Here is a 23,292-nt window from a genome sequence, read left to right on the forward strand (position 1 = left end):
GTTTAAATAAAATCAGGACTCCTGCTCCCTGCTATCCTGAAAAGCTGATAACCTCCTGTAGATGAATCCATAATAAACCGTCAATACAAGGAGCCCACTAATAAAAAATATTACTGCAAAGGGACGTAATGTATCATCATAAAAAAACTCACCGATCATCCATATGGTATTAGCCATGATCCAGAAACAAACAGCAAGGTTATGATATAATTCAGATACAATTTTTCGGAATTTATAAGTGATGAAAAAAGCCAGGAATAGTGTTGGAAAGATCATTATTATTCCCGGAACCTGAAGATCCAAAACCCAACAGGTATCTTTAAGTAACCAGCAGGCTATATGAAGGTTTTCGAACTTTCTTATTGATTTAAGCATCTGAAAATATTCTGTTTCCGAATATCCTTAATTTTTCAGTAAAAAAAGAAAACCCGGACAAGGCCGGGTTTTTCTTTATGTTCTGATAAATATTATTTCAGATTCTGAAGGTAAATCTTTGCGTCTTCTAACTGAGTAATAATATCTCTGCGGTCGGGGGTGATTGTCAATACTTTTTCAAAATCTGAAATGCAGGACCTGAAAGAACCCGTTGCTTTGTTCTTGTCGTACAAGCCGGGAATTTTTTGTCCCTTAAGCACACCGTAATCCCGGTAAGCCACTGCCCTGTTCTGATATAGTTTAACATCATCAGCATTCAGGTCTATTGCTTTAGAAAAATCCTTGATAGAAGACAGAAGTAATTTCTCTCTATCAGCATTTGCAATTCCCTTTGTATCATTAGCCATGATATTACTAGCTTTCCCTCTGTAATAATATGCGCTGTTATCTGACGGCTTCAAAGCAATTACTTTGTTAAACGTATTCACTGACTCTTTATATCGTGCAGAATGATAATAAGAGTACCCTAACATATACAGGGTATTAACATCAGTAGAGTCTTTAGCAAGCGCTTTTTCAAGATTTGAAACTGCTGCTTTAAAATCCCCGTCAATTAAAGCCTTTTGGCCCATTTTGTGGTAAGCGGTCTGAGCGAAAGCAATATTCGCCGACAAAAGAATAATTAGTAAACCTGAAAATGATCTCATTTTAATTGGTGACAGTTTAAATTCGAAGGAATAACGATCCTTTACATTTATTATTTTAAATGTACGAATTTAGTTTCTTGATAGAAAAAAACTATGCCAATTAAATAAAATATGTCAGAAAATTTGTCCGTATATTTCTTTTTATCTGCCGATTTTAATGAATACCGGGATTTGGCACATACCTTGCACTTTTAGTTTTCAGGCTGATTTAATCGGCTTCTGATAAAATTCAACTGTCATAATGACGTTATTAAGATATAGATGAGTAACTACGATAACTTTGATTTCAACCGCACATTGCCTTTAATTAGTGAAGATACCGAGTTCTTTCCACTGATGTCACAGGAGGATGAGGAGGAAATGAACAATGAAGAGACACCCGACATTTTGTCGATTCTGCCTTTACGTAATACAGTATTATTTCCGGGGGTTGTAATTCCAATTACGGTTGGAAGGGATAAATCTATCAAACTAATTAAGGATGCTTATCGCGGCGAAAGAATAATTGGTGTAGTATCTCAAAAAGATGTGGGCATTGAGGATCCTGAATTCGAACAATTAAATCAGGTTGGCACTGTTGCACTTATCATCAAAATGCTTCAGATGCCTGATGGAAACACTACTGTGATCATTCAGGGTAAACAGCGCTTTCGTCTAAATGAAGAAGTGCAAAGTGATCCATACATCAAGGCTAGTATCCAAAAGTTTGAAGAAGTCCGCCCTAAGGCCGACAAAGAATTCAAGGCTCTAATGGCATCTATAAAAGAGATGGCCATGCAGATTATCCAACTTTCTCCAAATATTCCAAGTGAGGCTGGTATCGCTATAAAAAACATTGAAAGTTCATCATTCCTGATCAACTTCATTTCTTCCAATATGAACGCTGAGGTTTCTGCAAAACAGCAGATGCTGGAAGTTGCTAACCTTCATGAACGTGCAAAAATGGTACTGGAGCATTTAACCCAGGAACTGCAGATGCAGGAACTGAAGAACCAGATCCAATCGAAAGTACGTGTTGACCTCGACAAGCAGCAGCGCGATTATTTTCTGAATCAGCAGTTAAAAACCATTCAGGAAGAATTGGGTGGAAATTCCCCCGATCTGGAGATTGAAAATCTAAGAGACCGTGCTGCATTAAAAAAATGGAGTAAAGAAGCGGCAACCCATTTCAATAAAGAGGTTGAAAAACTGGCCAGAATGAATCCTGCGGCAGCGGATTACTCAATACAAATTAATTATCTGGAACTTCTCCTGGACCTTCCATGGAATGATTTCACAAAGGATAATTTTGATCTTAAACGGGCTTCTAAAATTCTTGAAAAAGATCATTATGGACTTGATAAAGTTAAGCAGCGGATTATTGAATACCTCGCTGTTCTTAAATTAAAACACAATATGAAGGCTCCAATCCTTTGTCTTGTAGGCCCTCCGGGAGTGGGTAAAACCTCTCTTGGTAAATCGATTGCAAAGGCTTTGGGTAGAAAATATGTCCGCATGGCTCTTGGTGGGATAAGGGATGAAGCCGAAATAAGAGGTCATCGTAAAACATACATTGGTGCGATGCCTGGCCGTATTATTCAATCCATAAAAAAAGCAGGCAGTTCAAACCCTGTATTCGTACTTGATGAAATTGATAAAGTCGGAAATGATTTTCGTGGAGATCCATCATCAGCACTTCTTGAAGTACTTGATCCTGAGCAGAATAATGCATTCTATGACCATTATGTAGAAGTAGATTATGACCTGTCGAGTGTAATGTTCATCGCAACGGCAAATTCACTGAGTTCCATTCAACCGGCATTATTAGACCGGATGGAGATAATTGAGGTGAACGGGTATACCATTGAAGAAAAAATTGAGATTGCCAAACAACATCTCTTACCAAAACAGCGTGAACAACACGGTATAAAAGCGAAAGATATTAGCCTTAAAAATCAGGTTCTGGAAAAAGTAATCGAAGATTATACAAGAGAATCCGGAGTACGTGGCCTTGAAAAGAAAATAGGTTCATTAGTACGTGGAATTGCAACAAAAATTGCAATGGACCTTGAATATAACCCTGCAATCAGCAAAACTGATGTGGAAACTATTCTTGGTCCCCCAATCTATGACAAAGACTTGTATGAAGGCAATGAAGTTGCCGGTGTGGTGACTGGTCTGGCCTGGACCCAGGTGGGTGGTGATATTTTGTTTATCGAAGTAAGTCTGAGTCCCGGAAAAGGCAAATTATCACTCACAGGAAATCTGGGAGAGGTAATGAAAGAATCGGCTACCATTGCAATGGCATACCTTCGGGCAAATGCTCGAAAATTCAATATTGATCATCGGGTATTTGATCAATGGGATGTCCATATACATGTTCCGGCGGGTGCTACCCCAAAAGATGGACCATCAGCTGGAATTACAATGCTGACGGCATTGACATCTGCATTCACCCAACATAAGGTTAAACCTCATCTGGCTATGACCGGCGAAATCACACTTCGGGGCAAGGTATTACCTGTTGGTGGTATCAAGGAAAAGATCCTTGCTGCTAAAAGAGCCAATATCAAGGAAATAATTCTCTCAAAATCAAACAGAAAAGATATTCTGGAGATCAAAGAAGATTATATCAGGGATATGCAATTTCATTATGTCAGTGAAATGAAAGAAGTTATTGACCTGGCTTTATTTAAGGATAGAGTAAAGGATGCAATCGACCTGACTATAAAAGAAAAATCCGAAAATCACACCAAATAAATAATCTTTGCATAAATAATAGGATTCAAACTGTAATTGCAGTTTGAATCCTGCATATCCGTAGCTTTTGTTGAAATTGTGCCGGATCCAGAGAGAACATGATAATAAAACACAAATTCTTTATAATTACTATCTTATTTGCTTTCAATGCAGCAATTTCAAGCGCACAAGAAAGTTCCTATAAAAGTGAATTTGGTTTTAGAAGTGAGAATGATTCCTATCTGGCACAGGGGCAGGACAGGTATTACACCAATGGGCTTTTTCTAAAGTTCAGAACCGCACTGGATCAGTCAGTATTAAAAAACCCAAAGCTGAATAAAGTCATTTGGGAGCTTGAAGCCGGACAAAAAATGTATAATCCTCAAACAGGCAGCATTCTGGATCCCGATTTCATTGACCGGCCTTTTGCAGCTTACCTTTATGGTGGTGGGGCTGTGAACTTTCTTTTTAATTCAGAAAATAATCTCAAACTAAGTATTCAGCTTGGAACAATTGGCCCCTCAGCAAAAGGAAAAGAGGCTCAGGAACTATTACACAATACATTTGGCTTTTATGAAATTAATGGCTGGCAATGGCAGGTTAACAATGAATTCGGGATCAATTCAACCATGGAATTTAATAAGCTGATCAATAGGTTAAGATCCGGAAAAACTGATTTCAGCCTTAACTCCTATCTGAATGCCGGAAATACTTTTGCCGGAATAGGTGCCGGAATACTTTTCCGTACAGGTACAATAAATCCACTTCATAGTTCAGCAAGCACACAAAGTACCATTTCAAATAATTCCAGAACAAAATTCGGAAAGGAGTTTTTTTTCTACGCAAAACCCATGCTTCATTATATTGCTTATGATGCAACAATTCAGGGCGGTATGTTTATAAATGATAAAGGGCCTGCAGTGTTTGATATTAAACCTGTGGTGTTCAGCCAGCAGGCAGGTGCTGTATTTTCAATGAACAGATGGACTGCCGATTTCTCTTTTATTTTCAAATCAAGGGAAATTAAAAGTAATGCAAAACCCCATCAATACGGTTCTCTGGCACTATTTTACAGACTGAATAAAGAATAATTTAACCAGAGTTCGTTAAAAGGAAGAATAAAAAATCTGGCAAGAATTGGCCAGATAAGGACCTTGAGCCATAATAATTTGATTTTGAAAAGCAATACCTGTGTGATATCGGACAGTTCAGCCCTTTCCTCCGGGGGTAGTTCCGGCAGGAAATTGCATTCTATTTCAAATTGACAACAGCCGGAAGCTACCTCCTCCGGCAAGGTTTATTTTACCCATTTCTGTTTTCCATTGGGACAGGCAGCCCTGCAAAAAGACTATTTGCCATTGGAAATAAACCAGAGTGGCATCTGTAGCTTTTTTGCAATATTTAATTTCATGATATACTAAATCTGCTGCAAAAGCAGCAGCAAAACACGAGAAGCCACGACCGAAGAAGCACAGACCATGCTCTCTTAAACAAGAGAAAAATTATACAATCTAGAATAGCCCAGCAAGAATTTATATCGAACTAACGTTAATTTAATCTTTTAAAAAGTCTCTTCTGCTGATTTTTTTCAAAGCATTAAGGTGTTTAGCCTTGAGCCGGCTTTCAATAGCCGACCGTTTTGGTTTTGTGGCCTTTCTAACAGCTGGCTGATATAAGGCATTTTTGATTAACTGCTGAAGTTTTACCAAACTTTTCTGCTTATTGAGTAACTGACTTCTCTCCTCCTCAGTAATAATCTGCAATATTCCTTCAGAATTTATCCTGTTGGCAAGCTTATGAAATAAAATTTGCTTTTGCTCATCGGTAAATAGTAAAGATGCGCTGATATCAAGATTGAGCTCCACTTTTGAGGAAACTTTATTCACATTCTGACCGCCCTTGCCTCCACTTCTTGATGTTTTGAAACGGATCTCCTTTAAAAGATCCTTTACCGGAAATTCCATACTCAAAATTATGTATTCCAGAATCATAAACAGCATACTCTCGAAATGGATTTCATAAATTATATCATCCGGAAATCGAAAGCAAATTCTATTTTTGCAGGGATGAGCAAAAACATAGTAATAGCCATAGATGGTTATTCATCCTGCGGAAAGAGTACAATAGCAAAAGCACTGGCTAAAAAACTGCATTTCATCTACATAGATACAGGTGCTATGTACCGTGCAGTAACCCTTTATTTCCTTCGGAATAAAATTGACCTGAATGACCCACTTGCTGTAGAAAGTGCTCTGGATAATATCCATATTAACTTTGAATACCGTGATGAAAAAACTTTTGTCTTTTTAAATGAGGAAGATATTTCTGAGGAAATAAGACAAATGCCTGTATCTGAAAAAGTGAGCCAGGTTAGTGCAATCAAAGCTGTACGTACGGCAATGGTCAGACAGCAGCAAAGAATGGGTAAATCCAAAAATATAATAATGGATGGCCGTGATATAGGCACAGTAGTTTTTCCGGATGCCACACTGAAATTTTTCATGACTGCTGACCCACAGATTCGTGCCGAACGACGATTTAAAGAACTGATTACTAAGGGAGAAAAAGTAAGTTTAGAAGAAATATATGCAAATCTTGCCCTCCGCGATCATCAGGATACCACAAGGGAGGAAAGCCCATTAATACAAGCCGCAGATGCAATTGTGCTTGACAATTCAAATATTGACCAGGAAATGCAGCTGGAATTTGCTTTATCCTATATAAGACCATTGTTAAGCAGTAAAAACACAGAATAATAGTTCTCATTCATTTGAAGCCTGATTTCGAGGGCAATTATTAATGAGTCCTGCCATCCTTAAGGTTTAAATATCCAATATCCTCAGCCTTAATAAAAATAAAGCATAGAAATGTTTTTTATTAAAAATCTTATTTTCTACCTTTGCAGTCCGATTTAATAATCGGAAAAAGGAGATAAATTAATTAATGGCCAAAAAACTAGAAGCCGAAAAGGAGTTGACTGCTAAACAAGCGGAACTCCAGGGCGAAGAAACCACTACGGTTAAACAAAAGGAAACCATTGAATCAGAAGCTGATTCAGTGTCGATCGAAGAGATCAAATCAAAAACACTCATCACCCCTTCCGGCGATTTTGACTGGGACGCTGATGACAAAGGTTTTGGAAATTATAGTGCTGCAGACCGTGAAAAGTTTGAAGAAATGTATGCCGGAACTTTCAACTCGATCAACAAAGGCGAGATCATCTCGGGAATTGTTGTATCAATCAACAACAAAGATGTGGTATTAAACATTGGATTTAAGTCTGATGGTTTAGTGTCATTATCTGAATTCCGTGATACACCTGATTTGAAAATCGGTGACACAGTTGATGTATTTGTAGAATCACAGGAAGATGCTAACGGACAGTTGGTATTATCCCGTAAACGTGCAAAAACACAACGTTCATGGGAAACAATCAATGAAGCTTTGGATCAGGACAAGATCATCACTGGTTTTGTTAAGAGCCGTACTAAAGGTGGATTAATTGTGGACATTATGGGTGTTGAAGCCTTCCTTCCGGGATCGCAGATTGACATCAAACCTATCCGTGATTATGATATTTACGTAGGAAAAACAATGGAATTTAAGGTTGTTAAAATCAATCATGAATTCAAAAACGTTGTAGTATCCCACAAAGTGCTGATTGAAGATGATTTAGAAAATCAAAAAACTGAGATCGTTGCGAAACTGGAAAAAGGACAAGTACTTGAGGGTACAGTTAAAAACATTACCGATTTCGGTGTGTTTATTGACCTTGGTGGAGTAGACGGTTTATTACACATAACTGATATTTCATGGGGCCGCATAGAGCATCCACGTGAGGTATTAAACCTTGATCAGAAAATCAATGTTGTTGTTTTAGACTTTGATGACGAGAAAAAACGTATTGCATTAGGATTAAAACAATTAACTCCACATCCTTGGGAAGCATTAGATACCGCATTAGAGATCGGATCTAAAGTTAAAGGAAGAATCGTAACTGTTGCAGATTACGGTGCATTCCTTGAAATCACTCCGGGTGTAGAAGGTTTGATACACGTTTCAGAAATGTCATGGTCTCAAAATCTTCGGAACCCACAGGAATTCCTGAAAGTTGGTGACGAGGTCGAAGCTCAGGTATTGACATTAGATCGTAACGAGCGTAAAATGAGCCTTGGTATCAAACAACTTACTCCTGATCCATGGAAAAACATCGGTGAACGCTACCCTATCGGAAGCAAACACAAAGCTGTTGTTAAGAATATGACCAATTTTGGGGTATTTGTTGAAATCGAAGAAGGTATCGACGGATTGATTCATATTTCTGATCTTTCATGGTCTAAGAAAGTTAATCACCCTAATGAATTCACTAAAGTAGGTGAAGAATTGGATGTGGTTGTTTTAGAACTTGATGAGGCTAACCGCAAACTGAGCTTAGGCCACAAACAGTTAGAAGAAAATCCTTGGGAAACTTTTGAAACTGTATTCACACTGGATTCTATCCACGAAGGTACTGTGTTAAAAGTAACTGATAAAGGTGCAATCATCGCTTTGCCATATGGTGTTGAAGGATTTGCTCCTACAAAACACATGGTTAAAGAAGATGGCAGTTCAGTTAAAGCTGAGGAAACTGCAGAATTCAGAATCATTGAATTTAACAAAGACTCCAAGCGCATTGTAGTTTCTCATGCCCGTATCTGGGAAGAGGCTAAAGCTGAAGAGCGCAAAGAAGAGTTCAACGCTAAAAAGAAAGAAGCTAAAGCAACTACTACTGCCGTTAAAAAGGTAAAAGAGTCAGTTGAAAAATCAACTTTAGGTGATCTGGGTGTATTGGCACAATTAAAAGAGAAGATGGAAGGTGCAGAGAGCAAAGCCAAGAAAGCTAAGAAAACTGAAGAAGATGCGGCTTCAGGTACTGAAATCGCAGAAGCTTCTGAAGAAAAAGCAGAATAAGCTAAATTCTATAAATTAAAAGCCCCGATTTAAATCGGGGCTTTTTTGTTTAATCAATTTTCCCACCTGATAGCTATCGGGTCTCCACTCTCAATTCCCTATTCATTATTCCATCTCCACACACTTTATTCCTTACAACTAAAACTTACCCATAAACTTTTAGCTTATTCCTTTCTGCTTTTATCTTTTTTCCCTATTTTTGCTCAAATTAAACCACTGATGCAAAAACTAACCTTGCTTGACGGTCCGAAATTCCAGATCACTATACAGCGCCTTTGCCATCAGTTAATTGAAAATCACAATCTTTTTGAAAATTCTGTCATACTCGGTATTCAACCGCGTGGAATTTTTCTTGCGAAGCGTATTGTTGAGGAATTAAAAATCAGACTTCCTAAAGTTAGGATTGAAAGTGGAAACCTTGACATCACATTTTTCAGGGATGATTTCCGTCGCAAAGATGGATTATTGATACCCAGCAGCACAGAAATTGATTTTATTATTGAAGGTAAAAAGGTAATCCTGGTCGATGATGTATTATGGACTGGCAGAACCATAAGGGCAGCGATGGACGCGTTACAATCCTTTGGAAGACCGGAAAAAGTAGAACTTCTTACTCTTGTCGACAGACGTTTTTCAAGACACCTGCCAATTGAAGCCGATTATATCGGAATTAAGGTTGACACCATTGCCTCACAGAAAGTTATCGTAAGCTGGAAAGAAACTGATCATGAGGACAAAGTTATCTTACTATCAGAAAAATAATGGCAGAAGTAATTCAAACGTTAAGCACTAAACACCTGCTGGGGATAAAAGATCTCACCTCAAGAGATATTGAATTGATATTTGAAACGGCCGATACATTTAAGGATGTACTGAACAGACCCATAAAAAAGGTTCCTTCTCTGCGTGATATTACCATCGCCAATATTTTCTTTGAAAACTCTACCCGAACACGCCTTTCATTTGAGCTTGCTCAGAAGAGGCTTTCGGCCGATATAGTAAATTTCGCTGCTTCCTCCTCCTCTGTCAGTAAAGGAGAGACCCTGATCGACACCGTGAACAATATTCTGTCAATGAAGGTTGATATGGTTGTTATGAGACACCCTTACCCTGGTGCTGGGGTGTTTTTAAGCAAGCATGTTGATGCACAGATCGTGAATGCCGGGGATGGTGCGCATGAGCATCCAACTCAAGCACTTCTGGACGCCTTTTCAATTAGAGAGCGATATGGTGAGGTAAGGGGAAAGAAAATAGCAATAATTGGTGATGTGCTTCATTCAAGAGTTGCATTGTCAAATATTCTGTGCCTTCAAAAATTAGGTGCTGAAGTAATGGTATGCGGCCCGAGCACTCTGATCCCAAGATATATTGGAACCCTGGGTGTAAAGGTTGAACATGATCTTATGAAAGCCCTGAACTGGTGCGATGTCGCCAACATGCTTCGTATACAACTCGAACGGCAGGATATAAAATACTTCCCATCTCTCAGGGAATACTCGATGATGTATGGTTTGAATAAACAAATCCTTAACTCACTGGATAAGGAAATTACCGTAATGCATCCCGGACCGATTAACCGCGGAGTGGAAATCACCAGCGATGTTGCTGACAGTAAACAGTCAATCATACTCGACCAGGTAGAAAATGGGGTAGCTATCCGAATGGCTGTATTATATCTGCTGGCAAACCAGCGAAACAAATAATTCTATTGTTTTTAATCTGATCTTGAAGATTTTTTGGTCTATAATAACATCAGTTATTATTTTTCGTTATAACTCTGTTTTCAACACATGTTAATTACTAATGTGAATAGCCTAAAGGCCTTTCGAGTAAATTAGCGATAATTATTTTGGTTACTTATGCTCAGACAATACGCAATCGTCACTCTCCTCCTTACATTATTAGCTGCTCCTCTCCTTGCTCAAAATACCGCCTGGATTGAAATAAATCAGTTTTACAAAGGTGGGATAGAATTATTGGACCAGGGGAAATACGCCGCAGCATCGCAACAGTTCAGCCGTGTCGGCCAATTTGAACAAACAAGCTCTGCCAGGCCAGAATCCAATCCGGACTTAAGTCTGCTGAAAGAAAATGCTCAGTTCTATATTGCCTTATGCGCACTTGAATTAGACAATAGCGACGCAGAATCGCTGTTTATTGACTTTATAGATAAATACCCCGCTAGTAATTATACAAAGCTTGCTTATTATCATCTAGGGAGATCTTATTTTGCAAAGAAGAACTATCCTAAAGTAATTGAATGGTTAACAAAACTGGAAGGAAACAATATTTCAGGAAAAGAATCTTCTGAGTACAGGTATAAACTGGCTTACTCCTATTTTGAGATCAAAGACAATGATAAAGCAAAACCAATATTTGCGGAACTGAGAAACGAGAAAAGCACCTATAATGAGCTTTCTATTTATTATTATGCTTACATCAGCTACCTGCAAAAAGATTACAAAACTGCTTTAACTGAGTTTGAAAGATTAAAGGGTTCAAAGCCTTATGAAAGCAGCTATCCCTACTATATTTCGGCGATGTATTTTCTGGATCAGCGTTATGACGATGTGCTTAATTATGCCATTCCCATATTAAAATCTACGAAACAACTTTACGAAACAGAAATTTTTCGGATAGTAGGTGCATCATTTTTTGCGAAGTCTGATTACACCAATGCAGGTGCCTATTACAGAAGCTTTCAAAAGAACGATCAGGGCAAAACCCAGAATAATCAGGATAATTATCAGATTGGTTATACCTGGTTTAAACTAAAAGACTATAAGAATGCGATTATTGAGCTGGAAAAACTCGAAACAACAGATCAATATTTCCAGAGTGGAATGATTGCTCTGGGTGAATCTTTTCTAAAGACCGGTAATAAACAGGGTGCCAGAAGTGCCTTTTTTAAAGCTTCAAGATTAAGCTTTGATAAAAAATTACAGGAAGAAGGCCTGTTTAATTATGCAAAACTATCCTATGAGCTTGATTTTCATCAGGTTGCACTAGATGCTACTCAGCAATTTATTAAAACATACTCCTATTCAGATAAACTGGATGAGGCTAAAATTCTTCTTGGCGAAATCCTGCTCACCACCAAAAATTACAAAGATGCAATCGATATTCTTGAGAGCATTCCGAACAGGAACAAGGAGGCCAATTCTGTTTATCAGAAAGTTACTTATTTCCGTGGACTTGAATATTATAACGAACGGGCCTTTCAAAACGGGATTTCCATGTTTATGCGCTCAAATACCAATGTGGTTGATAATGAGATTCACGCACTTTCAACTTACTGGCTTGCAGAAGCAATGTATGAAGTCAGGAAATTTGGAGAGTCTGTTGATAATTTTGAAAAGTTCATGAATCTTCCGGCAGCAAAAAAGACGGATGTGTACAATTTTGCTCATTACGCGCTGGCATACGCCGCATTTGAACATGAAAGTTATAGAAAAGCTGCTACTTACTTCAAGCGCTTTCTTCAGGGGAATGAAAAAGATATCAATACGATCAATGATGCTGTGCTCCGACTGGCAGACTCCTATTTTGTATTAAAGGATTACGGTGATGCTTTGGGTTATTATGACCGGATCATTTCCTACAAAACTTCGAGCGAGGATTATGCGATGTTTCAGCGGGGCATGATTCAGGGCCTGCAAGGCCAGAATGACCTAAAAATTGCTACTCATCAATCATTATTGCAGCAATTTCCAAAATCCAATTATTCGGATGATGCCGGATTTGAAATTGCATATACCTATTTTATCAAAGGCGATTACGAAATTGCCAAAACTGATCTTAGTGCCCTAATAGAAAAATACCCGCGAAGCAGTTATGTTCCAAGAGCATTATTCACAATAGGCCTGGTGGAGTTGAATCAGGATCAGGAGGAATCTGCCTTGGTTACCTTTAAACGTGTTATTAGTGAATACTCAACCACTGATGAAGCGAAACTGGCACTTGAGTCGATTAAGAACATTTATCTGCAAAGATCAGATGCAGCAGGATTTCTGGATTACGCAAACAGCACAAGTATTGGAAACCTGAGTTCTTATGAACAGGACAACATTACCTTCCAGGCAGCAAACAACCGCTTTCTAAACGGCGATTATCAGGGTACTTTTGAGTCGGTTAATGCCTACTTTGATAAATTCCCGAAAGCTGTACATGATAAACACGCTAAATTCATTAGGGCTGAAAGTCTGGTACGGCTGAAACGCCCGGATGAAGCTATTCCTGATTATGAATATATCCTGAACGACTGGACAAGCGATTATACCGAAAGGGCATTGATGAGCATTGCCAAAATTTACATCGCACAGAAAAAGTATAATGAAGCTATTGTGCATCTTAAAAAACTTGAATTAACTTCAGAATACAAGTCAAATTACAATTTCGCAGTTAACCACCTGATGGAAGCCTATGCGAGCATGAATTTGCCTGATGAAACTCTTAAATACGTCAAATTCATACGAGAATCTGAAAAATCATCGGAAGAAGATATTTTCAGAGCAGGTTTATACGCCGGCAAAGCGAATCTGGCAATCGGTGATACTATTCAGGCTATAAAAGAGATAGAAGCCATTGTAGATAGTACCCAAACTGTTACAGGTGCTGAGGCGAAATATATCATGGCAGAACTCCAGTATAAGAAACGCGAATACAAAAAATCACTGGCTACTGCATTTGATCTGACAAATAAAATGCCATCCCATGACTATTGGGTTGCAAAGACCTATATCCTGATTGCTGATAATTATGTAGCAATGAAGGATATTTTTCAGGCAAAAAGCACCCTGCAAAGTATCATTGAAAATTATGAGAATAAGGAAGATGATATTCTGACCCTGGCTACAGAAAAGTTGGATTTACTGAATAAACGCACTAAATAATGAATACAAATACATTTAAATATACTCTGTTATTAAGCCTATTTAGTTTATCGGTACTGAGCAGTGCGCAGGATAAAAAAGATCAGACTCCCCCGGCTCAGCAGCCGCCTGCCGGTGGAACCCTTATTGAAGAAATTGAGGTTGTCAGGCCGTATAAACCTGTCCTTGCTGATGCTGTTAAAATCAGAAGGAATCCGGATATGAATACAGTGGCGGCATTTAAACCGGTGCTTACCTATAATATCATCGATAAAAAACTTGATTTAAATACCAATATTAAAGAGTTACAGGCACAGAAAATGGCAGATGAGCCAGTAGTTGTTTTGGTTAATAACTATGCAAAAGTTGGTGCGGGAAATTTCAATACTGCCTTGGGTGAGGTCTATATCAATACAGGCAGGGATGAAGCCTTGCAAGGCGGAGCATTTTTTAAACACCTTTCACAGAAAGGCAATCTAAGTATGCAGCAATTCTCGAAACAGGAATTCGGCTTGTTTGGAAGATCAATAGCTGATGACTATTCACTTAGTGGAAGATTGATCTACGACAGAAATGCAACTAACTTTTATGGTTTTGACCCGGCTTCTTCGATCCCTGCCGATATGAGTAAACAACGCTTCAGTACAATTGGTGCAGAAGCTGAGATAGCAAACAACTATTCTGAATCTTCAACGGTCAATTACTCTGCCAATATCAATGCCTACCAATTCAGTAATATTGATGATGCACGCGAAAATTCAGTTTTGCTACGAGCCTCCCTGAATAAATCTGTAAAACAATCTAACCTTGGTGTAAACGCTTCAGTAGATATGACCTCTACAAAAGACCTTGCATATAAGGTAGGAAACAATATTCTTCGAGCCAATCCCTACATAAAACTTAAGGCAAGTGGCTTTAACCTGGATCTTGGAGTAAATATTGTACAGGAATTCGGGACCCAATCGAGGCTCAATATTTTCCCTGCAGTCTCTGCTGAACTTCCAATAATTGAGGGATATGCTACCATATTTGCAGGTATTAACGGTGATGTTTTAAAGACAAGTTTGAGAGAGCTTGCCTTTGAAAATCCTTATTTGAATAAGAATATTGCGATAAAAAATTCTCTGGAGAAAATGAATGTGTATGGCGGTGTAAAAGGAAATGCCAGTGCTGAATTCGGTTATAAAATAATGGCCTGGTACAAAACAATGGAGGATCTTCAATTATTTGTAAATAGTCCGGCGCTCATAAATAGATTCGAAACCATTTACGATAACGGTCAAAGTAAAATTCTAGGCCTTGAAGGTGAAATAAATGTAAAAGCATCAGAATTTCTGAATATGACTGCCAGGGCTCAACTATTTGATTATACTCTTGCTGCAGAGCAGGAAGCATGGTTTAAGCCAAAACTCCGCCTGATGTCAAACGCGAGATTTCAGATAAACCGGAAAGTGATCATTGATGCTGAGGCTTTATTTCAGGAGGAAGTTTATGGCAGAATAAATGGCGCAAGCCCGGGAACATTTACATCCAAAAGTATAAATGGATTTATTGACCTGAGTGCGGGTGCAGAATATAAGGTGAATCAAAAATTCGGAGTTTATATACGGGCCAATAATCTTACCGGCCAATCCTATCAAAGATTTCTGTATTATCCAAAACTGGGCATGAATATTCTTGGAGGATTAAATTATGCGTTCTGATGCATTTTTTGGCTAATGAAAATTAAAAATTAACTTTACCCATCAATGGAGATCGGACTTTACATCGCAGAATTGTTAGGTGAGCAGGATGAAGTAAGCGTCGCTGGTTTAGGTACTTTTTTTAAAGAGAGAGTTGCCGGTTCATTTGATAAGCATAGTAATTTATTTTATCCGCCATCCCATCATTTATCTTTCAAAAAAGATGTTTTCAGCTTTTCAGGTTTGAGTGAATATATCAGCAGGAAGAGAAATCTTAGTATTTCTTCATCTGAAGAACTGATCAAAAAATTCACCGAAACTATCCTTAATGTATTAAATGGGTCTGATGCAGTTGAAATTAATCATCTTGGAAGCCTTTACAAAATAAACGACCAACTGACTTTTAAGCCTTCAGATAGTTTTGGTATTGCTGATAAATTTTATGGTTTAAAACCAATTCCTGAGCATAATATAACCGTTGTATCCCTACCAAAAAAAGATTTAGAAGCAGAGCCTGCTGAAAGTAAATTCCAGGTTGAAAGTGAAGAACCTGAACAGGAACTATTTGAAGAAGCACCTAAAGCCCGGCTTATACCGATTCTTGTGATTAGCATCCTCGCAATTATTGCGTCCCTTCTTGCCTTATTCTATTTTGACAAGAGTTTCAATCATTTTGTAAAGGATATACTATCACCTAAAGTTAAACCTGCGGCGGTAATTGAACCCATTATCGATACAACTGCTGCTTCAGTAGCATCAACTGATAGTATTTCTGACCCGCTTGATAGCATCAGGACCAAAAAGGAAGAGATACAGGAAGAAACCAATGCAAACTTGGATTCGAAACCGGTAGATCCATCACTTGAGGAAAAAGTTCCGGCAGCTAAGCAGGACATTAGCTACGAAATAATAGTAGCTGCATTCTCTAGAAAAATTGATGCTGAAACGTATATCAAGGAGATGAATTCAAAAGGTATTAAAGCAAAGATAGTAGAGAATTTACCCGGAAAGATGCTCAAGATTAGCCTTGGGACATTTACTGAGGAAGAGGCGGCTACCCTTGAGCTTAATCGTATTCAAAAAGAGATAAATAAAGATGCCTGGATAGCCAGGGTTAAACCGTTAATAAATCAATAAGAATGTTACTACTGCAAATTGACACTTTAAATCCCGTAGCTGATACCGCAGCTTCTACCATTCAAACAATGCCAACCGGTGAAGAATTGAGATTCATTGAGCTCCTGTTTAAAGGCGGCTGGGTAATGTTGCCGCTCGCACTTCTGGCCTTCATGGGTCTGGTCATTTTTGTGGAACGTTATTTAACCATCCGTAAGGCCTCAAAAGATGAAATGAATCTTATGCTACAGGTTAAGCAGAGTGTTAAATCTGCCAAACTTGATTCTGCACTGGCCATTTGCAGAAACAGCAACACCCCCTTAGGAAGAATGCTTGAGAAGGGTTTGCTGCGTATCGGAAGGCCGATTAAAGATATTGAAGGTGCCATCGAAAATGTTGGTAAACTCGAGGTATCGAAACTGGAAAAAAATATAAGCATACTTGGTATCATTGCCGGAATTGCACCAATGCTCGGTTTCGTTGGTACAATTATTGGTGTAATTACCATCTTTCATGAGGTCTCTGTAAAGGGAATAATTGAGATTGGAACCATTTCAGGTGGTCTTTATGTTAAAATGATCACATCGGCCACCGGACTGATTATCGGTATTATTGCCTACGTGCTGTATCATATATTGAATATTATGGTAGACCGGATTATCCTGAAAATGGAGACTGATGCCATTGAATTTATTGACTTGTTGGAGGAACCTGGCAAATGAATTTAAGAAAAAGACAAAGAGGGAACGTTGAGGTTCACACATCAGCATTGAACGACATCATGTTCTTCCTGTTGCTGTTCTTTCTGCTGGCTTCTGCTGTAGCCAATCCCAATGTGGTTAAGTTATTTTTACCAAGATCCAGTTCCGGGCAATCCATTCCACAGAAAACGATCAATGTTTCAATAACTAAGGACCTTGAATATTATGTTGAAAAAAAACAGGTTGATGCAGCAAATCTGCTGCAAAGCATAGAAGTCTATCAAAAGGCAGCTCCTGACTTAACCATCATATTATACGCCGATCGTACAATAGCCATTGAAAATGTGATCGAATTGACGGATATTGCAAATAAACTGAAGGTAAAACTTGTTTTAGCTACAGAAACAAAAAAATGATAGAATACCGCCGACAGGAAGAAAATAATTACCCGAAAGCATATGCCATTTCTACCGGTATAATGCTTGCTTTTTTGGTGATTAGCTATTTTATTGTTGCCAGTCGTGTTGAGCCGGATACTGGTACTGGAGGAATAATAGTGAATTATGGGACTTCCGAATTCGGCATGGGGGATGATTACATGAGCGTTGAAGAGCCCTCTACCTCTCCTGATGCTAACAGTACTTCACCTGATAAGGTTATCATGGAGAATACCACTTCAAACGAATCTAATTCAGAAGTTTCAGACAAAACAATTGCTACCCAGGATAATGAAGATGCCCCTGAGGTGATAACAAAGGAAAAGAGTAGTGCTAAGGCTCCCGCTATCACTACTCCTGCGAAAGAAAATAAACCTGTAGTTAATCAAAATGCCCTATACAAAGGCAAAAAAAATGACGGATTGGGTAAAGGCGATGGAACTGGCACAGTTGCAGGAAATCAGGGAAGTACTAACGGCGATCCATTGTCGCCCGATTATGGTGAAGGAGGCTCAGGCAATGGCCCTTACAGCCTTGATCTTAAGAGCCGGAGATTCACTAATCTGACACCACCCAAAGATAGCGGACAGAAATATGGCCGGGTAGCTGTACGGATTTTTGTAGATAAAAATGGGGTTGTTGTAAACGCAATTCCCGGAGTTAAAGGTACCACCTTATCTGATAAGGAAATCTGGGAGAAATGCCGCCAGGCGGTCATTGGATCTTCATTAAATAAGCTTGAATCAGCACCTGAGGTGCAAATTGGGGTGGTAATGTTCAATTTCAAGGTAAAATAAGTCTATTATATAGGCTGATCAATGCATATGCCTGAAAATACCTCTGATAATCCCAAGCCCGAAGAATCCTTTGATTCTTACGCAGACGTGATTTCCTATTTATATTCCCGTCTCCCAATGTTTTCGCGTCTGGGTGCTGATGCAATAAAGGCAGATCTGATCAATACCGAAAAATTTTGCAGCCATCTTTCTGAACCACAGAATAAATTTAAATCAATACATATTGGTGGAACCAATGGAAAAGGCTCTTCATCACATATGCTCGCGGCAATCCTTCAAACAGCCGGTTATACAACCGGTTTATACACCTCTCCGCACCTTAAAGACTTCAGGGAACGGATCCGTATCAATGGCGAAATGATCTCAGAACGGGAAGTTCTGGGATTTGTAAATGAAAATTATGATTTTATAGAAAATCTTGAGCCATCCTTTTTTGAAGTTACTGTTGCGATGGCATTCCACCATTTTGCTGTCAATGAAGTAGATATTGCAATTATTGAGGTAGGATTAGGCGGAAGACTGGACTCAACCAACGTAATCCATCCTGAGCTTTCCCTGATCAGTAATATCGCTTTCGACCACATGAATATCCTGGGTAATACCCTGCCTCTGATTGCCGGAGAGAAAGCCGGGATCATAAAAAAGGGAGTACCTGTAATCATCAGTCAGAAACAGGATGAAGTAGCAGATGTTTTTATCAAAAAGGCAGCAGAGCAGCAATCGAAAATCATATTTGCAAGTGAAGAATGGTTAATAAAAAAGAGTAAATCTCAACCAAATTCACCTGAATTTTTAAAAGTAGATATCAGTCAGAAAAAAAATACAATTCCAGCCTGTTTCAGCTTTCCTGCCATTGAATTAGACCTGACAGGAACCTACCAGTTAAAAAATCTTGGGGGTGTTTTAAGCGCTGTAAAGCAATTAAGGGAATTGGGTTATAGAATATCCGATCAGGATATTATTGAAGCCCTTAGGCAGGTAAAGGCTTTAACAGGACTAATGGGACGCTGGCAGATGTTGCAGGAAGCTCCTTTAGTTATCTGTGATACCGGACACAATGAAGACGGGATCAGAGAAGTGTTGAAAAACATTGAAGAGAGCTCTTTTGACAGCCTTCATATAGTTATCGGAATGCTTCGTGATAAGGACAGTTCCGGAATTTTGAAAATGCTTCCTGAAAAGGCCAGATATTACTTTTGTCAACCCGATTTACCCAGGGCAAAGCCGGCAATTGAGCTGAGGGATGAGGCCAGCGCTTATAATTTGCATGGTGAATATTATTCTTCTGTAGGTGATGCTCTTGAGGCAGCAAAAAAATCTGCCGGAAAGAATGATCTGATCTTTGTTGGCGGCAGTACGTTTGTGGTCGCAGAGGTAGTTTAACCATTCGCATAAATCCCTAGGAATCCAGCTCCAATAAATAAGGTCCTGATTATGGATTCTTCAATATTTTATCATCAATAAGATATAAACTCAAAGCTGATGATAAGTTTCACTCAAAATTTATACAAGAACCAGTGGCTGGATCTTGTATTCAAAGATCGCAATAAGGCCTATGGTGCTTATGAATTGAGAAAGAACAATGCCGCAACTACGGTTAAAGCTTTCATTTATGCTGCCGGATTCTTCTCTATTCTGGTAATTACGCCATGGCTCATTCATGTGTTATCCAAAACTAATTCGGTCGCAGGGTATAATGAACAGATAAAGATCATAGAAGTAAACCTTCTTTCCAGAATTAAAGAGGTAAAACCTGCGACAAAGCCAATAACAAAAGCTCCATCTAAACCTATTCAGCATAAAAGTATTCAGTATGCAAAAATGAATGTAGTTCCTGAAAATCAGGCAGAATCTGATATTCCTACAAAAGAGCAGTTGAATGAGGCTGTTATCAGTACAACAAGTAGTAATGGAGAAGAGAGTTTAAATTTAAACACAATTGACATTCAGGAAACTAGTCCTGCCATAATAGGAAACCCAGCTTCAGCAGCTGAAAACATGGAACTCCATACCTTGGACGGCATTGAAAACTATCCTGAATTTCCAGGTGGTCATTCAGCATTTATCAAATTTCTGAGCAGGAACTTAAAATACCCTGGAATTGCAGTTGAAAAAGGAATTGAGGGAAAAGTTCTGATAAGTTTCATTATTGAAAAAAACGGCAGGCTTTCAAACATTAAAATCCTTCGTGGCATTGGATATGGATGTGATGAAGAAGCAATCAGAGTTCTTGAAAAATCTCCGGAATGGAAACCAGGAATTCAAAACAAGCAAAAAGTGAGGGTAGCCTATACACTACCCATTAATTTCAGCTTGCCTTAACTCAATATTTTTCGTAATCGATTTACTGTGCCAGATAACCACCATCAATTGGATAGTATGCCCCCGTAACGAAGGAAGACTTATCGGACCCTAACCAAAGAATAAGCTCTGCGATTTCTTCTGATTCTCCCAATCTGCCAATTGGGTGCATCCCTTTTATCACATTAAGAGTGGTTTCATCCAAGGCATTCATAACCATAGGTGTTTTAATATAACCCGGCCCAACTGAATTAACACGAATTTTCTGATCTGCATATTCAAGGGCAGCGGCCTTTGTTAAACCAACAACACCATGCTTGGCTGCTACATAGGCCGGTGAAAATTTGGTACCTGCAGCACCAAGAATTGATGCAATATTGACTACACTACCTCCACCCGACTTCAGCATAGCTGGAATCTGATATTTCAGCCCGTAAAAAACTCCGGACAGATTTGTATCAATCACCTTTTGCCAGCCATCAATGGGATAATCAGCAACAGTACTTAGTGGCCCGCCAATGCCAGCATTGTTAACTGCAATATGTAATGCACCGTACTTAACAACTGTCTGTTCAACCAGATTATGGTTGTCTTCCGCCTTGCTGGTATCTGCCTTTATAAAAAATGCCTGCCCCCCTGCTTTACTGATCTCCGCAACAACTGCATTACCATGTTCTTCATTTATATCAGAAACAACCACTTTGGCACCTTCTCTGGCATACAAAATTGCTGTTGCCCTTCCTATACCCGATCCTGATCCGGTAATAATTGCAACTTTATCTTTCAAACTTCCCATAGTAAATGATTTTTAGAATGATACAAATATCCGAAAAATCAAAAATCAGGAACATGACCAAAATCATCTGATTTAAGAATATTGATCACATATGCCCGGTAAACAGGTGCTATTATCCTGAAATCAGATATTTTAAGCCAGCAGATATTTATGCCCCTTTCTTATCAAAAGCTTTCCACATATAATAAACAGGAACACCGGTTAATACTACGATCAGACCGGGCCATGTAAAATTAGGCTTGTAAATAATTAGCAGAGTACAAAAACAGATTCCCATAACAATGTAGACAGCGGGAAGGAGGGGATATCCAAACGCTTTATATGGCCTCTCAGCATCCGGACGTTTTGCCCTTAAAATATAAATGCCAATAATAGTCAGAACATAAAATATGACCACTACAAAAGAGATCATATCCAGTAGATCCCCATACCTGCCGCTCAGACAAAGTGCTGATGCAACCAGACATTGCAGCCACAAACCGAATTCAGGTACGGCATGTTTATTTAGTGATGCAGTCTTCTTAAAAAACAGACCATCGTTGGCCATGGTATGGTAAACTCTGGCCCCGGCAAGAATTAATCCGTTATTACATCCAAACGTGGACACCATGATCATCAATGCAATAATTACAGTACCTATATTACCAAATATTACACTTGAAGCTGCAACAGCAACCCTGTCCTTATCAGCTGTAGCGATCTCCTGTAATGGCAAAACCGCCATATAAACCAAATTCGCAAGAACGTAAATAACAGTAACAATCAGGGTACCCAAAAATAAGCTGAGTCCGATATTCCGCTTTGGATTTTTCACCTCACCGGCAATAAAGGTGATATTATTCCAGGCATCACTGCTGAAAATAGAGCCCACCATGGCTGCAGCAACAGCACCTAAAGCAGCCACAAGGGTATACGATTCAAATGTTCCGTCAACATTCAATTTTTGCATACTCCAGGCATTCGCCCAATTAGCTTCCCAAATATCAGGCTTGAGCATGATGAAACCGAAAATGATCAAACCAAATAAACTCACAAGTTTCGTCAGTGTAAAGGAAGTCTGAATAATTTTACCTCCCTTAACCCCTTTAGTATTTATATAAGTCAGCAAAATTATAATCCCGATTGCCAATACTTGTGCTGGAGAGACTGTAATAGAGCCAAGATTAAATAAAACGATATCTTCACTTACAGCAGGCCATAGATAGGCAGTGAATTTTGAAAAGGCAACCCCAACGGCAGCGATAGTACCGGTTTGAATCACTGCAAAAAAACTCCATCCATACAAAAAGCCAACCAGCGGATTATAAGCTTCCTTCAGATAAACATATTGTCCTCCTGCTTTAGGAAACATAGAACTTAACTCCCCATAGCTTACAGCGGCAATCAAGGTCATCAAACCGGTGATCAGCCATACGACAATAAGCCATCCCGCAGAACCCACATTTCGTGTTATATCAGCAGTTACAATAAAAATACCTGATCCGATCATACTTCCTGCAACCAATAAGGTTGCATCCAGCAGACCAAGCTCACGCTTCATTTCATTTTGCTCTAATGCTTCATTCATACGAATTAGAATTTTGATTTAAGAATAAACTTACACTAAAAAAATACCTCATAATCAATTAATTTAGCTCAAATGAAAATATTCTAAAAAAACACAAAAAAAAACCATAATAATTATAAATAAATAATACACATAACTACCTCATAATCAGCACCTGTATAAATAATGAATGATAAATCCTGCTGAATATCATAACATTATGAATTTCTGTATTTGATTAATAGAATAAGCCTGCTATTTTTGCCGTTCGTAAAAGAAAAAATATCAATAATAA

The 23,292-nt window shown here is 38.7% G+C and carries 19 protein-coding genes; 14 read left to right on the plus strand and 5 right to left on the minus strand.

Translation table 11 applies throughout. From position 1 onward, the window contains the following. Positions 1 to 12: 12 nt before the first annotated feature. Both VGE44_RS12230 and VGE44_RS12235 read right to left on the minus strand, forming a co-directional pair. Positions 13 to 375 carry a hypothetical protein gene (locus tag VGE44_RS12230; protein WP_331079430.1) on the minus strand — a complete coding sequence of 121 codons (363 nt, stop codon included), beginning with the start codon at positions 373 to 375 and terminating at the stop codon, positions 13 to 15. 92 nt (positions 376 to 467) lie between these two features. After that, complete coding sequence (locus VGE44_RS12235) at positions 468 to 1,082, minus strand: tetratricopeptide repeat protein (protein WP_331079433.1); 615 nt, start codon at positions 1,080 to 1,082, stop codon at positions 468 to 470. 261 nt (positions 1,083 to 1,343) lie between these two features. Here VGE44_RS12235 and lon point away from each other — a divergent pair, with 261 nt between their 5' ends. Together lon and VGE44_RS12245 are read left to right on the plus strand one after the other, a co-directional pair. Beyond that, on the plus strand, positions 1,344 to 3,821 hold the full coding sequence (gene lon / locus VGE44_RS12240; RefSeq protein WP_331079435.1) for an endopeptidase La: 2,478 nt from the start codon (positions 1,344 to 1,346) through the stop codon (positions 3,819 to 3,821). A gap of 98 nt (positions 3,822 to 3,919) precedes the next feature. Then, positions 3,920 to 4,891: a lipid A deacylase LpxR family protein gene (locus tag VGE44_RS12245; RefSeq protein ID WP_331079437.1), complete on the plus strand. Its 972-nt coding sequence runs from the start codon at positions 3,920 to 3,922 to the stop codon at positions 4,889 to 4,891. 462 nt (positions 4,892 to 5,353) lie between these two features. Here the strand turns inward: VGE44_RS12245 and arfB are convergent, their stop codons facing one another. Continuing rightward, entirely contained in the window at positions 5,354 to 5,764 is a 411-nt protein-coding gene (gene arfB, locus VGE44_RS12250) for an alternative ribosome rescue aminoacyl-tRNA hydrolase ArfB (protein ID WP_331079439.1), read from the minus strand. Between the two features lie 102 nt (positions 5,765 to 5,866). Between arfB and cmk the strand changes: the two genes are divergently transcribed. From cmk to VGE44_RS12310, 12 genes are all read left to right on the plus strand, one after another. Continuing rightward, positions 5,867 to 6,556, plus strand: a complete 690-nt coding sequence (cmk, locus tag VGE44_RS12255) for a (d)CMP kinase (protein WP_331079493.1) — start codon at positions 5,867 to 5,869, stop codon at positions 6,554 to 6,556. Positions 6,557 to 6,743: 187 nt separating this feature from the next. Then, positions 6,744 to 8,750: a 30S ribosomal protein S1 gene (gene rpsA / locus VGE44_RS12260; protein ID WP_331079441.1), complete on the plus strand. Its 2,007-nt coding sequence runs from the start codon at positions 6,744 to 6,746 to the stop codon at positions 8,748 to 8,750. A gap of 219 nt (positions 8,751 to 8,969) precedes the next feature. Further along, a complete protein-coding gene (pyrR, locus tag VGE44_RS12265) occupies positions 8,970 to 9,512 on the plus strand; it encodes a bifunctional pyr operon transcriptional regulator/uracil phosphoribosyltransferase PyrR (RefSeq protein WP_331079443.1) in 543 nt (180 codons plus the stop codon). Beyond that, the gene (locus tag VGE44_RS12270; RefSeq protein ID WP_331079445.1) at positions 9,512 to 10,453 is read left to right on the plus strand and encodes an aspartate carbamoyltransferase catalytic subunit; all 942 of its coding nucleotides are present in this window, start codon (positions 9,512 to 9,514) and stop codon (positions 10,451 to 10,453) included. The genes pyrR and VGE44_RS12270 overlap by 1 nt, the downstream gene beginning before the upstream one ends. A gap of 156 nt (positions 10,454 to 10,609) precedes the next feature. After that, positions 10,610 to 13,642: a tetratricopeptide repeat protein gene (locus tag VGE44_RS12275; protein ID WP_331079447.1), complete on the plus strand. Its 3,033-nt coding sequence runs from the start codon at positions 10,610 to 10,612 to the stop codon at positions 13,640 to 13,642. Beyond that, positions 13,642 to 15,324, plus strand: coding sequence for a TonB-dependent receptor (locus tag VGE44_RS12280; RefSeq protein WP_331079449.1), 1,683 nt, complete (start codon positions 13,642 to 13,644; stop codon positions 15,322 to 15,324). Before VGE44_RS12275 ends, VGE44_RS12280 begins: the two co-directional genes overlap by 1 nt. A 45-nt stretch (positions 15,325 to 15,369) precedes the next feature. Then, positions 15,370 to 16,440: an SPOR domain-containing protein gene (locus VGE44_RS12285; RefSeq protein WP_331079451.1), complete on the plus strand. Its 1,071-nt coding sequence runs from the start codon at positions 15,370 to 15,372 to the stop codon at positions 16,438 to 16,440. 2 nt (positions 16,441 to 16,442) lie between these two features. Then, positions 16,443 to 17,141: a MotA/TolQ/ExbB proton channel family protein gene (locus tag VGE44_RS12290; RefSeq protein ID WP_331079453.1), complete on the plus strand. Its 699-nt coding sequence runs from the start codon at positions 16,443 to 16,445 to the stop codon at positions 17,139 to 17,141. Further along, the gene (locus VGE44_RS12295) at positions 17,138 to 17,536 is read left to right on the plus strand and encodes an ExbD/TolR family protein (RefSeq protein ID WP_324485345.1); all 399 of its coding nucleotides are present in this window, start codon (positions 17,138 to 17,140) and stop codon (positions 17,534 to 17,536) included. The genes VGE44_RS12290 and VGE44_RS12295 overlap by 4 nt, the downstream gene beginning before the upstream one ends. Then, positions 17,533 to 18,354: an energy transducer TonB gene (locus tag VGE44_RS12300; RefSeq protein WP_331079457.1), complete on the plus strand. Its 822-nt coding sequence runs from the start codon at positions 17,533 to 17,535 to the stop codon at positions 18,352 to 18,354. Before VGE44_RS12295 ends, VGE44_RS12300 begins: the two co-directional genes overlap by 4 nt. 27 nt (positions 18,355 to 18,381) lie before the next feature. Then, positions 18,382 to 19,737 (plus strand): folylpolyglutamate synthase/dihydrofolate synthase family protein, encoded by a 1,356-nt coding sequence (locus VGE44_RS12305; protein ID WP_331079459.1) that lies wholly within the window; start codon positions 18,382 to 18,384, stop codon positions 19,735 to 19,737. Between the two features lie 99 nt (positions 19,738 to 19,836). Beyond that, entirely contained in the window at positions 19,837 to 20,676 is an 840-nt protein-coding gene (locus VGE44_RS12310) for an energy transducer TonB (protein ID WP_331079461.1), read from the plus strand. A 22-nt stretch (positions 20,677 to 20,698) separates the two neighbouring features. Here VGE44_RS12310 and VGE44_RS12315 read toward each other — a convergent pair whose 3' ends face one another. Together VGE44_RS12315 and VGE44_RS12320 are read right to left on the minus strand one after the other, a co-directional pair. Continuing rightward, the gene (locus VGE44_RS12315; protein ID WP_331079463.1) at positions 20,699 to 21,451 is read right to left on the minus strand and encodes a glucose 1-dehydrogenase; all 753 of its coding nucleotides are present in this window, start codon (positions 21,449 to 21,451) and stop codon (positions 20,699 to 20,701) included. Positions 21,452 to 21,599: 148 nt separating this feature from the next. Continuing rightward, the gene (locus VGE44_RS12320) at positions 21,600 to 23,018 is read right to left on the minus strand and encodes an APC family permease (protein ID WP_331079465.1); all 1,419 of its coding nucleotides are present in this window, start codon (positions 23,016 to 23,018) and stop codon (positions 21,600 to 21,602) included. Positions 23,019 to 23,292 lie beyond the last annotated feature (274 nt).

This window comes from Daejeonella sp. (assembly GCF_036405355.1).
Classification (GTDB): domain Bacteria; phylum Bacteroidota; class Bacteroidia; order Sphingobacteriales; family Sphingobacteriaceae; genus Daejeonella.

Bases quoted from the DNA above. Each gene is read 5' to 3' on its own strand.
- VGE44_RS12230 (WP_331079430.1), bottom strand. From the start codon at position 375: ATGCTTAAATCAATAAGAAAGTTCGAAAACCTTCATATAGCCTGCTGG.
- VGE44_RS12235 (WP_331079433.1), bottom strand. From the start codon at position 1,082: ATGAGATCATTTTCAGGTTTACTAATTATTCTTTTGTCGGCGAATATT.
- lon (WP_331079435.1), top strand. From the start codon at position 1,344: ATGAGTAACTACGATAACTTTGATTTCAACCGCACATTGCCTTTAATT.
- VGE44_RS12245 (WP_331079437.1), top strand. From the start codon at position 3,920: ATGATAATAAAACACAAATTCTTTATAATTACTATCTTATTTGCTTTC.
- arfB (WP_331079439.1), bottom strand. From the start codon at position 5,764: ATGGAATTTCCGGTAAAGGATCTTTTAAAGGAGATCCGTTTCAAAACA.
- cmk (WP_331079493.1), top strand. From the start codon at position 5,867: ATGAGCAAAAACATAGTAATAGCCATAGATGGTTATTCATCCTGCGGA.
- rpsA (WP_331079441.1), top strand. From the start codon at position 6,744: ATGGCCAAAAAACTAGAAGCCGAAAAGGAGTTGACTGCTAAACAAGCG.
- pyrR (WP_331079443.1), top strand. From the start codon at position 8,970: ATGCAAAAACTAACCTTGCTTGACGGTCCGAAATTCCAGATCACTATA.
- VGE44_RS12270 (WP_331079445.1), top strand. From the start codon at position 9,512: ATGGCAGAAGTAATTCAAACGTTAAGCACTAAACACCTGCTGGGGATA.
- VGE44_RS12275 (WP_331079447.1), top strand. From the start codon at position 10,610: ATGCTCAGACAATACGCAATCGTCACTCTCCTCCTTACATTATTAGCT.
- VGE44_RS12280 (WP_331079449.1), top strand. From the start codon at position 13,642: ATGAATACAAATACATTTAAATATACTCTGTTATTAAGCCTATTTAGT.
- VGE44_RS12285 (WP_331079451.1), top strand. From the start codon at position 15,370: ATGGAGATCGGACTTTACATCGCAGAATTGTTAGGTGAGCAGGATGAA.
- VGE44_RS12290 (WP_331079453.1), top strand. From the start codon at position 16,443: ATGTTACTACTGCAAATTGACACTTTAAATCCCGTAGCTGATACCGCA.
- VGE44_RS12295 (WP_324485345.1), top strand. From the start codon at position 17,138: ATGAATTTAAGAAAAAGACAAAGAGGGAACGTTGAGGTTCACACATCA.
- VGE44_RS12300 (WP_331079457.1), top strand. From the start codon at position 17,533: ATGATAGAATACCGCCGACAGGAAGAAAATAATTACCCGAAAGCATAT.
- VGE44_RS12305 (WP_331079459.1), top strand. From the start codon at position 18,382: ATGCCTGAAAATACCTCTGATAATCCCAAGCCCGAAGAATCCTTTGAT.
- VGE44_RS12310 (WP_331079461.1), top strand. From the start codon at position 19,837: ATGATAAGTTTCACTCAAAATTTATACAAGAACCAGTGGCTGGATCTT.
- VGE44_RS12315 (WP_331079463.1), bottom strand. From the start codon at position 21,451: ATGGGAAGTTTGAAAGATAAAGTTGCAATTATTACCGGATCAGGATCG.
- VGE44_RS12320 (WP_331079465.1), bottom strand. From the start codon at position 23,018: ATGAATGAAGCATTAGAGCAAAATGAAATGAAGCGTGAGCTTGGTCTG.